The following is a 15965-nucleotide window of genomic DNA, read 5'->3' as shown; positions in this document are numbered from 1 at the left end:
AAGCCCTCCGAGGCTTTATCAACGCGTCGAAGGGATTATGGCGAGTGCCGTATTAAGATCATCTAAAGATTGGCTGTCGAATTTACCAGCGTACACTCACAACAGCTTTGGTATCACCGATTTGAGCATCAAATTGCCACGCTAGTTTAGCGGTGATACGCTCAACGAGCTGTAAGCCGAGACCAAAATTACTCACAGAAGGTTCCGGCACTGGCTCAACAGGGTTGGTAATTGTCACACAACGCTCAGTAATGTTAACAAGGATTACCCCTTGCGCACTGTGTTGAAACGCGTTTCGAATCAGGTTCGCTAACACGATTCTAAAGAGAGGCTCCTCTATTGCAAGGCTATGTGCATCCGCATCTAACTGGACCTGAAGCTGCTTCTCATCTATGAGGTAGCGCATGTCTTCAATCAGCTCAGAGCAAACCAGAGCCGGATGGATGATTGTCTTAGAAGGCATATGGCTGGATTGTCGACCCAACCAGAGTAACGCTTCTGTCAGCCGTATCATGTTATGACTGGCTCGATTAGCGCGCTGGATCGCTTTATAGCTTGGATGCCCCTCCGGCGTCCGCAGACTAAGCGTATCGAGTGACGCCTGCACGATGGCTATAGGTGTGCGCAGCTCATGGCTGGCATGTTTAAGAAACTGCTGTTCCCGCTCATTATAGTCTTTCACTTGTTGCAGGCTTGCCAGCAAGTGCTCCGCGATATCGTTCAGTTCACTGATAGGAAATTGCGCGACACGGCTATCCTCTGGCTGTCGCTTAATCTGCTTCGACCACTCCACCAAATATTTAAGTGGCTTGATAGCGTTGTGAAAAATCCATGCAATCGCGAGAAAAAACAAAACAATAAAGAGGCCTATGATAAAGCTGGCATCCCACAAGGTGTGCTCAAACGTTGCCTGTATCAGCGTGTCGATGGTCTCGGCGTCCTCGATTTCCACAACGAAAACACCACCCTCTTGTAAGGTATCCGAGAACATCAAGTAAACGTATTCGCGCTCGCCTGATAAAAGCATTCGTTCACTGTCTAAAATTCTGCCCTTCGTTGCATCGGATTGGCTAAACAGCATTTGAATGGGCTTGGGTATCTTCTGCCACGAGCGATACGCTGTGATGCTTGAGGCATAGACAGGATCTTGGTCGCCTTGCAAAATCCGTTGTTCAAGCTTGCTTGCTTCCAAGCGCGTATAGTTTTCCATGGCTTGATTAATCTGATAGAAGCTAAACGCACTGACCAAAGAGACTAAGCCAACAAAGATAACAACCGCCAGCAACACCAGCTGGCGTCGCGACTGCGCAGCAAGACTTCTTACAGCCCGATTCTGTTTAGGGGGTTCGATCATTTTCCGCGCTCTGCAATGATAGGCCCATGCCAACATGGGTTTGAATAAGCGCGCTGTCAAAAGGACGATCGACTATTTTGCGCAATTGATGCAGGTGAACATTCAAAGTGCCTTCATCCACATCTTCGTCGGGCCAAATTGACTCTGCTAACGTTTGTTTTGTGACGACTTCGGGCGAATGTCGAGCCAGTATCAGAAGCATTTTCCAGCTCGTAGGCGGAATTTTTAACACTTTATTAGCGCGCATGGCGCGATTTTCTTTTGGATAGATCACTAGATCCGCGACGTCTATACGATCCCGCTCCGGTAGATGGCGTCGATATAAGGCTTGTAAACGGGCCAAAAGTATTGGCATAGGACAGGGTTTGGCAACAAAATCGTCCAGACCTGCATCAAACCCAGCCAACTGATCTTGGGTGGTATCACACGCTGTCAGCATCAGTATCGGAGTTGCAACCCCTTTGCTACGCAGGGCCTTACAGACTTCAACACCTTGCGTTCTGGGCAACATATTGTCGAGTATGATGCAGTCAAAGCGATGAGTTATGGCGAGCTCAATGCCAGATTCACCTGTATAAGCAAAATCACACTCCAGATGATGTAGCTCTAGGTATTCCGATATCGCCAGTGCCAGATCACGATCATCTTCAATAATAAGCACACGCATATATTTTTGCCCCAAGTTGACCTTTTCACGATTTTCCTAGCCTAGTCTTTCGTATCTTAAGAAATTGTTAAACCAGTTTTCCTACAAGAAATGTTTTAATGGGAAGGATGGCTGAAACGAATAAGCCAAAAGCATTACCTTCGACTCTCAGTTTGATACTGAGTCGCAGGCCAGTAGTATTCATGAACGCCCCAACCAATATCGATTGGCTATCTCATCTTTTCTCTGGACGGCTGGGGTATCTGTTTTCTCGTGCTGTGTCTCACTAACAATCAGTCTCAATAGTTTATCCCTGAATGACTGTTAGTTAGACTTTACGCTGATGCAACTGCTTTTGCCGGGCATCACTTTGCATGATTAAGTCCCGAAGCTGAGCGTTCTGTTTCATCAGATGTTCCAGAGCAGAACGACTCAGTGTGTACAAACGGGAAGGAGTCTGGGCAATCACAGAAAGATCCGGGGTTCCTTCGTCCAGCAATGCCGACTCACCAAAAGAGTCACCGGCGATCAGAGTACTGAGACGATGCATCTCTCCGTTGTCATGGTATTCAAGCCGAACATTACCGCGACTAACCAGAAAGAGCCTGTTGTTGTGCGCGCCCTGCCGGATCAGATATTCATGTTTTTCCAGAGTCAGTAACTCGCATTTTTCCGCAATCTCCCGGATCAGTTCCGCGGGCAGATTCGCAAACAGCGGAACCCGACTAAGCAGCAGTACCGGATCATCGTTCAGCTTCTGGATCGACTGACTGCGCAACGCGTTTAGGCGTCGCTCAACATCGGTCTCGATATCTTCCGCCTGACCTTTGGGGATGCTCCCCAAGCGGGCGTGCTCCCGAACGGTCTCCAGCCCTGCCAGTAAAACAATACGCTGCCCAAGACGTTCCTGAGTCAGCAGGGCTATTTCGGGAAAATCATGGTTAAGATGGTCCAGTTTATCCTCCGCCATTCGATTCCAGTCGCGGTATTGCTGCAGAATCTGCTGCACAATGTCAGGTGGCGTCGCCTCAAGACCGACAATACGTTCCAACGAGTCAATCACATGGTGACTTCCCTGATAATGCCCCCAGATCATCTCGTAATATTGGGCAATATGCGCCACGCGCAGCCGTTCAACCATGCCACCAAGCAAGGGGTTATTGCCCAGCAGCTGAAAGATCCAGTGCTCGATATACTCTAAACGACGATGGTTATGTATCCGATGAAAACCATTTTCATAGCGTAAGGTGTCGCTCTGCAGCTCAAGGGTTAGCAGCAGATGCCGGACGGCTGTTTCGCTCAGATTACCCCGATCATACATATCGCTGTAGAAGGCTTTTTCCTCAGCAAAGGCGCGCAGAAAAAGCAGGTTGGTCTCCTGCTCCTGGGTCAGTTTCTCAGTACGTAGCTGATCAATCGCGTCTTTCGACTTAGCGATAGCTTTTCGGCTATGAAGACTGAGCCGGTGCGCTACCCGGCTGGAAAAAAGACCACCCTTCTGTAACGCCGGCATACGATGCAAAGCCCGCTGATGGGTGAGCATTCTGCGCTCCAGCTTCTCCAGCTGATCAACAACAGAGGGCTGATCCAGTTTCAGCAGGCGCATCACAGGCTTAATGGTCAACCCCTGCACCAGAAGTGTGAACAGTACCGCTCCGGTCACCAGCGCAATAAACAGATCTTTGAACGGATATTCCGGCAAGCTCAGGACGATAGCCAAGGCGATAGCCCCCCGCAGCCCGCCCCAGAACATCATGAAGCGATAGCCCGCTCCAATCGGTTCTGTTCTGAATACACTGCTGGCCAGAGGCACCAGCACAAAGACCACCAGCGCACGGGAAACCAGCATCGCCAGAACCACCCAAAGCACCAGATCCCACACCGATGCCAGCTCCGCCAGATCCACCTGCAGTCCCAGCAGTAAAAACAGTAACGAATTGGCGACAAATGCCAGAATGCTCCAGAACTGCTCGAGATGATCACGGACAGAATGAGCAATTCGCAGACGCCCCCAAGTGCCCACTGTCAGCCCTGCACCCAGTGTTGCCATAATGCCACTGACATGCAGCATTTCTTCTGCAATCAGAAATGACAAATAGGCCAGAACACTGGTCAGACCGATATCGATAATGGGGTCTGAATCCAGCCAGCCAATCAGTTGACCGGTGAGATATCCCAACGCGATGCCAAAGAAGAGTCCGCCGAAACAAAGCACGAAGAAATCAACAACGCCATCGGCCAGGGTCTGGCCGGAAAAAACGCCCGCCGCCAATAAACCGATCAGAATCTTTGACAACACCAATGCCGTGGCATCATTAAACAGGCTTTCACCTTCGATCAGTATCGACAGACGACCGGGCGCACTGATCCGCTGGAACAGAGCAATCACGGCAACGGGATCTGTAGCACTTAAGATCGCGCCAAGCAGCAGAGCGGCAACCAAATCAATGCCCAGAATCAGCCAGACGATAACTCCGATCAACGCGGTAGACAGCAGTAACCCCGGAATCGCCAGCGTCATAATATGCGCCGCGTTATGGCGCAGCTGGCCTACATTCAGGCCGTAACTGGACTCAAAAATCAGCGCGGGTAAAAACACAAACAGAATAAGATCCGGAGAGATACTGAAGACCTCTTCCGCTTTTGCCAAAACAGGAACACTGGTGCTGAAAAAGTTGATGCCGATACCGATCAGCACCAGCAATACCGTAAAGGGCAACCCGCTACGGCGCGAGATCTGGTAAATACCCAGCGCGATGAAAAGCAGGATAAATATAATGCCGACCAATTCAACAACGGGAGATACAGGTTCCAATATAAACGCCTCAGGGTGGGTTATCTGCCGGACAACAAACACCTACAAATCATACGCCATCCATTCTTTCTGTCGAACAGAACTGGCCCTGGAAATAATCTCAATGATGTGAGAAACAAGATTGTGAACCCAGGGCTGGCATTGCTATCCACTGACGATCTGGCGAGCGTATCTGACAGCCTGATTGGTGTTGAAGGTATCGTTCACTACGAATAACGGCTGGGGACTGGAGACAGCCCCTAACTTCTAACGCTATTTTGATAACCGCGCAATACCGCGCAATACCGCGCAATACCGCGCAATGTCTTAATTCAATCCTCTGTTGGAATGGTGTAATAAGCATTCCGAGTGGTGCCATGCATTTCAAGCTGACCATTATCCCGTAGCTTTTTTAGCAGCCTATTCGCCTGATCTTTCCCTAAATGACAGAGTTCCATCACTTCCTGCCGCTGAATACGGCCATGATGCTGCACATGACTCAGCACCATCTGTTCATTCTGCAACTTACTGAATCCCGCTTGTCGGGTATACGCAATCTTGTCACCTTTCTCTTTATACATCGCCGCTGACAGCGTGTAGGTTCTGCCACGAGTTTTACCATGAGCCTCAACTAAACCCGCCTCAACCAAGGATTCAACAGTGCGTTTAGCTTGCCCAATCTCCTGCTGGATCAGAGCAGCCAAATCCTCTGCAGATAAGCGCTTTTGATCTTTTAATGCCGACAGCACGATCAAGCTGTTCACCGGCAAATTGCCTCTCTGCTTCTCCTGCTCAACGACCAGACGCAAGAACACCTCGTCAGCTTCTACAGTATCCAAGCGCAAAACGACGCTGTTGTAGTCCGTCCGGTTGTAATCAGGCTGAGGGCGACCAAATCGCAGCATACCCCGATAAATCTTATCCACACCCCGACCAGAACGCTCAACAATACCAATACGCTTCATCACATCAGCCAGACGTGGGTTTCTCGGCCTTGGCTCAGTGCTCAGCAGATTGTCTAAAGTCACACCTTCAACCAAGCCGCCGGGGTTACTGATGGTTAGTCCCTGATCGTCCAGACGAACATGCACCGCGCCCAGTTTATGATAATCACGGTGAACCAGTGCATTGGCAACAGCCTCACGGAACGCCCCCATATCCACCATGGGGACAGGGACACGAAACAGGCCTACCTGAATTTCACGTTCAGGGTTATAGGGGCGGAAATTTGTCTCCAGCCATTCCAGTGCTTTTAATAAAGGGAAGCGGCGAAACTCATTAAAGCGGATATCCTCCTGCTCCAATACCTGAAAAGCTAATTCATGCGTTGGGATAAAATCCCGTAACGCGGCATCACGACCGATAACCAACAAACCCGTTAACGTCGGCTGCCGTTCACCGCTGGGTGTTCTCGCAGTAAAACCCAGTGCGGCATCAAGCTGTTCATCATCCAGCTCTAAAAGCACTCTGTCGCCGCCATAGTATTCAACGGACTGGCGAAGGCGTTCCCGTTCAAGAGGATCGAAGTCTGCAGTGGTGGCTCCCTGAACAATCTGTGCTGTCGCATCGGAAATGCCAATTCTGGAAGCATGGCTATCACGATCGTGGGGTAACATGGCAACACACTCAGGCGTGCCATCTGGCTTAATCCGACGACGTAAATACTGACCAGAAGTCGTGGCAATTTCAGAATGGGTAGCCTTGGGCACTAGAATGCGAGCTACTGTATGACCTTTAACCTGAACAGGCTCAACCATAATTTGCAGCGCCGGAGATGTCCGGGCCGCAATTAAACCGGGCAACCCAACCAGGTTCATGTGTGCCTTATGCAAACCGGTTGGTGTGCCATCATCTTCAACACCAAGCCAAAGCTCGCCGCCTTCTGAATTAGCCATGCAGACCAAGGCCTGAACCAGCTCATCATCCGGCAGGCGTTTTCGGTCACTTTTGAACTCAACGGTTAACGTTTCAGCCTGCGGAATTTTCGGGTAAGGATCAGTCATAATGTCTCAAATCCGCTGTGATTAAAGTTTGTGCTTTAGAGAATGAAAGTCTGTTTTCAGGCATGGCTATCTGATAATAATCCATCCAAGTGATCCGCCCAACGCTGCAGCCACTCACGGCACTCATCCTCATAGCGGTGTAAGTTGTATGTGCCTTCGATACCTTTCTTGGAGTGCCCGAGGATCGCTTCAGCAACATCAGTTGGGCAGCCCAAACGAGAGAGCCCTGTACGTACTGTTCGCCTGAGGTCATGGGGTGTCCATGCAGGAAGATCGATCATTCGGTTTGTGTTACGCAGGTTGTACATGCTGATACTGAGCTGTTTCTGCTGCACAGGCTGCCCCAGACGTGCGGACTCAAACGGATAATTCCCGGTCTGCAGCTTGAGCCCTTTGAGAAAATCAACGGCCTGTGTCGAAAGCTGCACGTACCGATCAGCCCCGTTCTTTGTCTCCCTTAGAAGCAGCGTTCCTCTATCAAGGTCATAGTCTTTCCATGCTGTCGTGCACACCTCACCTGTACGGCAACCCGTCCAGAGCGTAAGTCGGAGGATATTTTTCACATTTGGCGTAAAAGCAGAGCCCGGAAGCCACTGCAGCAATTGCGACAGCTCCCGATCATCCAGCACACGGTTACCTCTCGTCGGCGTTAGCTTTAATCGCATCTGTTTCACAGCAGACTTGGCAAGAATCGCTGGATTCACGAAATCCTCCGGTAACGAGCCATGACCAATTGCAAAGTCAAAGGCCGCTGTAAGCTCCCTAAGAACATTACCCGCCTGCACTTCTGCTTGGCGACCCTCTGCAATTACCTTTATGAGATCGACGACATCTTTCCGAGTAATGCTAATAGCTGGGCGGTTTCCCAAAATTTCCACGGGATCTTTATACAAAGACCGCCTAACATCAGCTTGGCCTTTGCTCTTTCTAGCCCCCTTCTGAATCTTACCGCTGGGTAATCGTTTATCTTCAATGTATTCCTTTAAGTAGAGGTCGACCATATCTTTGATGGTGAACTGATCACAAACAGCAGCCTGCTGTTGTTCTTCGATCTTCTTCAACTCTTGGGCTGGGCATAGACCTAAATCGCGTATTTGCTTTAATTCCGAAAAGCGATTCCGGGCGCTATGCAAGCCTACAGCAGGGAAGCTGCCAATTTTCACCTGGACTAACTTGCCCGTAATAGGACTTCGATATCGGTAAAAGAATGTCTTTGCGCTTTTACCACTCCGGATCCTCAAGCCTCTGTATTCACCAATATCAGCCAGTGTCGAACCGTCTGGCTTCAGGTGCTCAATTGCCTTGGTTGTTAGAGGTTTGTTATTCTGCGCACCGCTCATTTTGTTGCCTCAAAAAGTGCCGTAAAACTGATCTTAGCCATCACCAGCGACTTGCCCTCGCTAGTGTAGGTTTTTTCGAAAAAGTGTTACACGACATTATATGCTACACAAAATACTACACAAGAGTGTAGGTTTTCACGGTTCTCAAAGAGTCCTACTGGCACTCAAAGAGACAACAGAAATGAGAAAAACCCAGCAGAATCAACGATATAACTAGGCCAAGCCCGTGAAAAGCAACGAAAAACAGCAGCAGCATACACCAATGATGCAACAGTACTTCAGCATCAAAAAAGATCACCCGAACGAGCTTGTTTTTTATCGCATGGGGGATTTTTACGAACTGTTTTTTGATGACGCCAAAAAAGCCGCCAGTCTGCTGGATATTACGCTGACGGCGCGGGGCAAGTCCGGTGGTCAGCCGATTCCTATGGCGGGCATTCCTTTCCATGCGGCAGAGAACTATCTGGCACGTCTGGTTCGCGGTGGTCTGTCGGTGGCGATTGCGGAGCAGATCGGTGATCCGGCTACCAGCAAAGGCCCTGTAGAGCGCAAAGTGGTTCGGGTTCTGACACCGGGTACCGTGAGTGATGAAGCGCTTCTGGACGAGCGCAAAGACAACCTGCTGGTTGCCCTGACCCGCCGCGGCGAGCTGTTTGGCCTGTCGGCGCTGGATGTCACCAGCGGCCGTTTTACGGTGCAGGAGCTGAATGACGAATCCGCGTTATTAGCCGAGATTCAGCGCCTTGATCCTGCCGAGCTGCTGCTGGATGAAGGTGAGGCGTTTGAGCCTCAGATCAGCCAACGTAAAGGCGCTCGTCTGGTGCCGCCCTGGCAGTTTGATACCGAAAGTGCGACGACTCAGCTGTGCCGTCAGTTTGAAACCCGTGATCTGGCGGGTTTCGGTTGTCAGCAGTTGGAAGTGGCGATTGGTGCTGCCGGTGCTCTGCTGGAATACGTTAAGGACACGCAACGTACCGGGCTGCCCCACGTACGTGCTTTGCAGGAAGAATCCCGCGATGAGTGTATTCAGATCGACGCCGCCAGCCGCCGTAATCTGGAGATCGATACCAACCTGGGCGGTGGTACGGAAAATACCCTGGCTTCGGTACTGGATAACACAGCAACCGCTATGGGCAGCCGCCAGCTGCGCCGTTGGCTGAACCGCCCGATCCGCTGTCACGATCAGCTGCATCTGCGTCAGTCCTGTGTGCAGGCGATTCAGGACAGCTTCCAATGGCAGGGTATTTACGATCACCTGAAGGCGATTGGTGATATTGAACGTATTCTGGCTCGTGTCGCGTTACGCAGTGCCCGTCCCCGGGATCTGGCACGCCTGCGCGATGCCCTGCAGGAATTGCCGGATCTGACGGCACTCTTGGGCAGTATTGACGAATCCGCGCTGGATCATCTGCGTGAGACGATTATCGACTTCCCCAAAGAAGCCGATCTGCTGGCCCGGGCGATTATCGATAATCCGCCGGTGGTGATCCGTGATGGCGGTGTCATCGCCGAAGGTTTTGATGCCGAGCTGGACGAACTGCGCCAGCTGAGCGAACACGCCGGTGATTTCCTGATCCGTCTGGAAGAGCAGGAGAAGGCCACCACGGGCCTGTCCACACTGAAAGTGGGTTATAACCGGGTACACGGTTATTACATCGAGATCAGCCGCGCTCAGTCCGATCAGGCTCCGGCGCACTATATCCGCCGCCAGACCCTGAAAAATGCCGAGCGTTTTATCACGCCGGAACTGAAAGAGTTTGAAGACAAGGTACTGAGCAGTAAATCCCGCGCTCTGACCCGGGAAAAAGCCCTGTACGAACAGGTGATCGAGCAACTGAACGAAAATCTGATGGGACTGCAGAATCTGGCGGTATCCCTGTCGGAACTGGATGCGCTGAACAACTTTGCTGAGCGCGCGGAGACGCTGAACTTCTCCCGCCCGACCCTGATGCGGGATAACGGCATACTGATCGAAGGTGGCCGTCACCCAGTGGTAGAGCAGGTTTCTGATCAACCCTTTGTACCCAACGATCTGACTTTCAGTAACGATGAGCGTATGGCGGTGATTACCGGTCCAAACATGGGCGGTAAATCGACCTATATGCGCCAGATCGCCCTGATTGTGCTGCTGGCTCATACCGGCTGCTATGTACCGGCTGAAAGCACCAAAATAGGCCCGATCGACCGTATCTTCACCCGTATCGGTTCTTCTGATGATCTGGCCAGCGGACGCTCGACCTTTATGGTGGAGATGACCGAAACCGCTAATATTCTGAACAATGCAACACCCTGCTCTCTGGTACTGATGGATGAGATCGGCCGGGGCACCAGCACCTTTGATGGCCTGTCTCTGGCCTGGGCCTGTGCCGCGCATCTGGCGCAAAAGCTGCGGGCTTACACCCTGTTTGCCACCCACTACTTTGAACTGACCGCCCTGCCGGAACAGTTTGATGGCGTCGTAAACCTGCACCTGAACGCCACCGAGCATAACGACAACATCATCTTTATGCATAAAGTCCAGGAAGGTCCGGCCAGCCAAAGCTATGGTCTGCAGGTTGCGAAACTGGCGGGGATTCCACAGGATGTCGTGGGTCAGGCGAAAGAGAAACTGGTGCAACTGGAGCAGCAAGAGAGTCAAAGCAACGGGCAGGTACAAACCATCTACACGCCGGTACAGGACGACCTGTTTGCGATTGCTGAGCCGGACCCGGCACGGGAAAAACTGGACAGTATCAGCCCGGATGATCTGACTCCTCGTCAGGCTCTTGAGCTACTCTATGAACTGAAAGCGTTAGCAAAAGGGTAAGCCGACATGGCCTTTGTGGTAACTGACAACTGTATTCAGTGTAAATATACCGATTGCGTTGAAGTTTGTCCGGTGGACTGCTTTTACGAAGGGCCTAACTTTCTGGTGATTCATCCCGATGAGTGTATCGATTGTGGCCTGTGTGAGCCTGAGTGTCCGGCGAAGGCGATTTTTTCTGAAGATGAGTTGCCCAACGAGATGCAGCATTTTTTAGAACTGAATGAGATGCTGGCAGAGCATTGGCCAAATCTTACAGAGCGCAAAGATCCGTTACCGGAAGCAGAAAAATGGGACGGTGTAGAAAATAAGCTGGATAAACTGGAAGGTTTGCCGGACGGCATTGAATAACTTGAGATATTTATTAACTGAGTAGAAAAAGAGAAGGGCGGCCTAGCCGCCCTATGTCCCTTTGCCATCGATTCCATGACAGCGCTATCTGATCCGTGATAGCTGACTTATCCTAAGTCATCCCTGTGGCATTCCTGAACGTAACTGCATCATGCATCCCTGTTCGCCACTGTGTTCCATTCCTGATCCTGATGTCCTTTAACCAGTATCCTTACTGGCTTGCCGCCACTCCCTGACCGCAAAGTAACTTTAGCAAATATCCTTAATGAGAAAACCCACACAAAATAAAATCTCTTGGCTGCAGTAAAAACCATAGGATCATAACTCTATGATTTTAAAAGAGATTAAATTTCATCTCCCGCTAGAACTACCTAAAACCCTGCACTGTAGTGCCAATATCTCCCAGCTTTGTAGGAAATATCTTACAAGCTGAGAAGATATATGCGATATCGGCTAGCGCAAGAAGAAATGCCTATAGAATATGTCAGGTGAAAAGGTAGTTTATTTGCGGGCCTACAGAAGAATGCGAAGTGCTCAATCAGAACCAGATTAGCTAAGCGATGGACGGGCCAGGCTGGTTTGAACGAACCAGAGTAGATTGAAAATAAGAGTCAGAAGCTAAAATAAAAAGTAATGAGAAGCTGAGTAAACAGAAGAGGCATAAGGTGGAAGGATCACTTACCCGAAAAAGAGAAGGGCGGCCTGGCCGCCCTTTTCCCTATCCCGTCAATTCCATGACAGCGCCATCATCCTGATAGCTGACTTATCCAAAGTCATCCTTGTGGCATTCCTGAACTATGATTGCTTCCTGCATCCCTGTTCGCCACGGGTCCATTCCTGCTTCCTTAACTTCCTTGGTGCCGGTTTCCTTACCGGTTGCAGCCGCTCCGTGACTGCAAGCTAACTTTAGCAAATTTCCGCGAGCGGTAAACAACACCTATGAGCTCGAAATCGCTCAACGCTAACCGTTAAAAAACATAACCTGCTGTTTTTAAAGATAGTTTGGATTTTACCCTCTGATCATGAGTGCAAAATCTATGCTCTTTAGTGCTAATCTCTACTCGCTTTGTAGGATATTTCTTACAAGATGCATCGTCGTTTTTTCCATCAATGGATACAGCCCATACCCTGACAAAGAAAAACCAGCGCCTGGGCACTGGTTTTCAGATGGCTTAACAGCCCAGCGGTATTAAAGTAAATGATCAGTCATCATCTTTGACACCGATGCGATCAACTTTCTGGAAGCCCCTTGGCAACTTGTTACCACGTCGCCCACGCTCTCCAAGGTAATGCTCCAGATCAGAAGGCTTAAGCTTCAGGTGACGCTTGCCCGCATAGATGGTCAAGGCATCTTCAGCTTCCATAACTAACAGATCACGAACAAACTCTTCGCGGCCCGCCGATTTTGCCGATGGAATATCGATCATCTTATTGCCTTTGCCTTTACCCAGCACCGGCAACTGATCCAGACGAAATACCAACAAGCGGCCTTCCGTTGTAACAACAGCAACACGAAGATCATCTCCGTCCGGAACCGATTGAGGTAGCAGTACTTCACATCCTTTTGGCACAGTGAGCAGAGCCTTGCCCGCCTTTTTACTGGCCAGCATATCTGCCGAATCCACCACAAAACCGTAGCCGGCATCACTGGCCATCAGGAAGCAGCGCTTCTCATCAGCGATCACCAGCCCCTGGAAAGTTGCACCGGATGGCGGATTAATACGCCCGGTCAAAGGCTCACCCTGACCACGAGCCGAAGGCAATGTATGTGCCGGTAAAGAGTAACTACGGCCACTACTGTCGACAAAGACAACCTGCTGATTCGATTTGCCCTTACAGGCCAGATGAAAATCATCACCAGACTTGTAACTCAGCCCTTCCGGGTCAATATCATGGCCCTTGGCAGCACGCACCCAACCTTGCTTGGATAGTACAATGGTAACCGGATCAGCACTAACCAATGCTGTCTCATCAAGCGCTTTGGCTTCCTGACGATGTACCAAAGGCGAACGGCGCAGATCACCAAACTTATCAGCATCTTCCGTCAGTTCATCTTCGATCAGTTGATTCAGTGCGCTTTCCGAGCCGAGCAGATATTCCAGTTTCTCTCGCTCTTCCTGCAGCTCATCCTGCTCACCGCGGATTTTGATCTCTTCCAGTTTTGCTAACTGGCGCAAACGCAATTCCAGAATCGCTTCTGCCTGACGTTCACTCAGGCCAAAACGCTTGATCAACTCCTGCTTGGGTTCATCCTGAGTACGGATAATATCGATCACTTCGTCGATATTCAGGTACGCAATCAGCAAACCTTCCAACAGGTGAAGGCGATCTTTCACCTTCTCAAGGCGATACTCTAGACGGCGCTTGACCGTAGCACGACGGAAGTTAAGCCACTCACCCAGAATCTGAACCAGACCTTTAACCTGAGGACGACCATCGGTACCGATCATATTCAGGTTAACGCGATAGCTTTTCTCCAAATCCGTGGTTGCAAACAAGTGCGCCATCATGGCTTCGGTATCAACACGGTTTGAACGCGGCACAATCACCAGACGAGTCGGATTTTCGTGATCCGATTCATCACGCAGGTCCACCACCATTGGCAGTTTTTTCGCCTGCATCTGAGCGGCAATCTGTTCCAGCACCTTCGCTCCGGAAACCTGATGCGGCAGCGCCGTGATCACCACGTCCCCATCCTCGATCTGGTAGATCGCCCGCATTTTAAGACTGCCCTTTCCAGACTCGTACATTTTACGAATCTCAGATTCAGGCGTAATAATCTCCGCATCGGTCGGATAATCCGGTGCCTTCACAAACCGCATCAGATCAGTAATACCCGCGGTAGGATTATTCAGCAGATGAATCGCGGCCTGAGCGACTTCGTTAAGGTTATGGGGCGGAATATCCGTTGCCATACCCACTGCAATACCGGTTGAGCCGTTCAGCAGCACATGAGGGACACGACTTGGCAATACTGCCGGCTCATTCAATGTACCATCAAAGTTAGGTAGCCAGTCCGCAGTCCCCTGTCCTAATTCAGAAAGCAGAAGTTCAGCAAATTTGGCAAGCTTAGCTTCGGTATACCGCATTGCGGCAAAGGATTTAGGGTCATCCGGAGAACCCCAGTTGCCCTGGCCATCGACCAGCGGATAGCGATAAGAAAACGGCTGAGCCATGAGCACCATGGCTTCGTAACAGGCACTGTCTCCGTGGGGATGAAATTTACCCAGAACATCACCAACGGTACGTGCAGATTTTTTATGTTTGGCGCTGGCTTTCAGTCCCAGCTCAGACATCGCATAGATAATGCGGCGTTGTACCGGTTTAAGGCCGTCGCCAATATGGGGTAACGCACGGTCAAGAATGACGTACATTGAGTAATCAAGATAGGCTTTCTCGGTGTACTGTTTGAGCGAGATCTGCTCAACGCCATCGAAGCTGGGATCTACAGTGTTAGTTGGTGCGCTCATCCGATTTGGTAATCCATTGATTGTTCACACGGAAAAAATTTCACCCAAGTCTAACCAACATCTGTTTATCTTTACAGGTTTCATATCAAGGGGTGGGAAAGATTTAAGTCTGTTATCCATCACTCAAATCAGAGATTAAGAATGCTCTAAAGCTGCCGATAAAGTAAATCTACTCAGTTGATTCACTTTCTGACTATAATCCGTCAGATATATGCATGCGTAATCTTTTACCAGAGCCAATAACAATGATCCTGACCGAATATAAGTTTCGCCCTGAAAGTGACTCCCGTGCGGAAGAAAACTGTGCTGATGTGGCTAACAAGTTAAAAACAGCCTTTGCTGACAGTACGGATATGATTGTCATTAACAATCTTCAGATCGAAGTTTACGACCGCCAGGTCAATATTGACCACGCTGTGCTACACACCTACGGTATTACACTAGTCAACAGCCGCACGCTATACGGGAAAATTGAGGTAAACTATCGTGGTGAATGGTCGCGTAGTGTTAAGGGCCGGGATCTACCAATGGAAAACCCCATTGACCTCTACAAACATGCAAGCAAGGCACTGCGGGATGATTTGGTTAAACATGTTGAGACAATTCTGAGTAAACACAATGGTGTTCAGAAGAGCTTCGACGGCTTGCCTATAGAATTGATGTTTATTCAAGCACCTAAATGTGGGCTACAGGGTAATGGTATCAACTCCTCATCGATTCTATTTTCCGAGCAGCTGACCCAAACGATCACCCGACACTTCAACTCGTACAAAAAGCGTGTATATCAGCAGTTTGGCGGTATGGATGTATTCCGCTTCTTCTCGTCAGATATGTTTGCCTGTGCAGATTACCTGATCGGCAATGAGATTGATCGTGACAGCTATCCGGTAGCCCAACCCGACCAGTCAACGGCGGGTCCTAACCAGACTACCAAAGTTGCCAAACGTGTTATTGTCCGGACCAAGCAACGAGGTGGCGGCCCCGGTGTTATCAAGGGCCGGACAATCAAACCCAGTCGTAAGAAGCCTGAGGAAATCCCTCAGGAGGAATCAGAATAAGCAAGACACGGCACTGTCTGATAGACTCTGCTGATAGACAATCAACACAAAAAGAGTCGGTCAGATTTGTCTGACCGGCTCTTTTTTTATCTATGTCCCGTCCTGAATAAGGTTGACACATTTTCTATCCTAAACTGGAGAAATGT

Annotated in this window: 9 protein-coding genes; 3 read left to right on the top strand and 6 right to left on the bottom strand. The window is 50.1% G+C overall.

The window, feature by feature from the left end; translation table 11 throughout:
• Window positions 1-82 precede the first annotated feature (82 nt).
• From AC4GL5_RS13735 to AC4GL5_RS13715, 5 genes are all read right to left on the bottom strand, one after another.
• On the bottom strand, window positions 83-1354 hold the full coding sequence (locus AC4GL5_RS13735) for a sensor histidine kinase (RefSeq protein WP_490383361.1): 1272 nt from the start codon (window positions 1352-1354) through the stop codon (window positions 83-85).
• The gene (locus AC4GL5_RS13730; RefSeq protein ID WP_490383360.1) at window positions 1338-2021 is read right to left on the bottom strand and encodes a response regulator transcription factor; all 684 of its coding nucleotides are present in this window, start codon (window positions 2019-2021) and stop codon (window positions 1338-1340) included. The genes AC4GL5_RS13735 and AC4GL5_RS13730 overlap by 17 nt, the downstream gene beginning before the upstream one ends.
• A gap of 307 nt (window positions 2022-2328) precedes the next feature.
• Window positions 2329-4815 (bottom strand): cation:proton antiporter, encoded by a 2487-nt coding sequence (locus AC4GL5_RS13725; protein WP_490383359.1) that lies wholly within the window; start codon window positions 4813-4815, stop codon window positions 2329-2331.
• A 311-nt stretch (window positions 4816-5126) separates the two neighbouring features.
• Window positions 5127-6797 (bottom strand): ATP-binding protein, encoded by a 1671-nt coding sequence (locus AC4GL5_RS13720; protein WP_490383358.1) that lies wholly within the window; start codon window positions 6795-6797, stop codon window positions 5127-5129.
• A gap of 56 nt (window positions 6798-6853) precedes the next feature.
• The gene (locus tag AC4GL5_RS13715; protein ID WP_490383357.1) at window positions 6854-8137 is read right to left on the bottom strand and encodes a tyrosine-type recombinase/integrase; all 1284 of its coding nucleotides are present in this window, start codon (window positions 8135-8137) and stop codon (window positions 6854-6856) included.
• 262 nt (window positions 8138-8399) lie between these two features.
• On the opposite strand from AC4GL5_RS13715, the gene mutS reads away from it, so the two are divergent.
• Both mutS and fdxA read left to right on the top strand, forming a co-directional pair.
• The gene (mutS, locus tag AC4GL5_RS13710; protein ID WP_490383373.1) at window positions 8400-10943 is read left to right on the top strand and encodes a DNA mismatch repair protein MutS; all 2544 of its coding nucleotides are present in this window, start codon (window positions 8400-8402) and stop codon (window positions 10941-10943) included.
• A gap of 6 nt (window positions 10944-10949) precedes the next feature.
• A complete protein-coding gene (gene fdxA / locus AC4GL5_RS13705) occupies window positions 10950-11291 on the top strand; it encodes a ferredoxin FdxA (protein ID WP_490383356.1) in 342 nt (113 codons plus the stop codon).
• Window positions 11292-12493: 1202 nt separating this feature from the next.
• Here fdxA and parC read toward each other — a convergent pair.
• Window positions 12494-14761: a DNA topoisomerase IV subunit A gene (parC, locus tag AC4GL5_RS13700; protein ID WP_490383355.1), complete on the bottom strand. Its 2268-nt coding sequence runs from the start codon at window positions 14759-14761 to the stop codon at window positions 12494-12496.
• A 215-nt stretch (window positions 14762-14976) separates the two neighbouring features.
• On the opposite strand from parC, the gene AC4GL5_RS13695 reads away from it, so the two are divergent.
• Complete coding sequence (locus tag AC4GL5_RS13695; RefSeq protein ID WP_490383354.1) at window positions 14977-15819, top strand: nuclease-related domain-containing protein; 843 nt, start codon at window positions 14977-14979, stop codon at window positions 15817-15819.
• Window positions 15820-15965: the final 146 nt, after the last annotated feature.

It is taken from the genome of Oceanospirillum sp., assembly GCF_982874595.1.
The sequence above is the reverse complement of the archived record's forward strand: the minus strand, read 5'-3'. Positions and strand labels throughout refer to the sequence as shown.

Bases quoted from the DNA above. Each gene is read 5' to 3' on its own strand.
- AC4GL5_RS13730 (WP_490383360.1), bottom strand. From the start codon at position 2,021: ATGCGTGTGCTTATTATTGAAGATGATCGTGATCTGGCACTGGCGATA.
- AC4GL5_RS13720 (WP_490383358.1), bottom strand. From the start codon at position 6,797: ATGACTGATCCTTACCCGAAAATTCCGCAGGCTGAAACGTTAACCGTT.
- AC4GL5_RS13715 (WP_490383357.1), bottom strand. From the start codon at position 8,137: ATGAGCGGTGCGCAGAATAACAAACCTCTAACAACCAAGGCAATTGAG.
- parC (WP_490383355.1), bottom strand. From the start codon at position 14,761: ATGAGCGCACCAACTAACACTGTAGATCCCAGCTTCGATGGCGTTGAG.
- AC4GL5_RS13735 (WP_490383361.1), bottom strand. From the start codon at position 1,354: ATGATCGAACCCCCTAAACAGAATCGGGCTGTAAGAAGTCTTGCTGCG.
- AC4GL5_RS13695 (WP_490383354.1), top strand. From the start codon at position 14,977: ATGCGTAATCTTTTACCAGAGCCAATAACAATGATCCTGACCGAATAT.
- fdxA (WP_490383356.1), top strand. From the start codon at position 10,950: ATGGCCTTTGTGGTAACTGACAACTGTATTCAGTGTAAATATACCGAT.
- mutS (WP_490383373.1), top strand. From the start codon at position 8,400: ATGATGCAACAGTACTTCAGCATCAAAAAAGATCACCCGAACGAGCTT.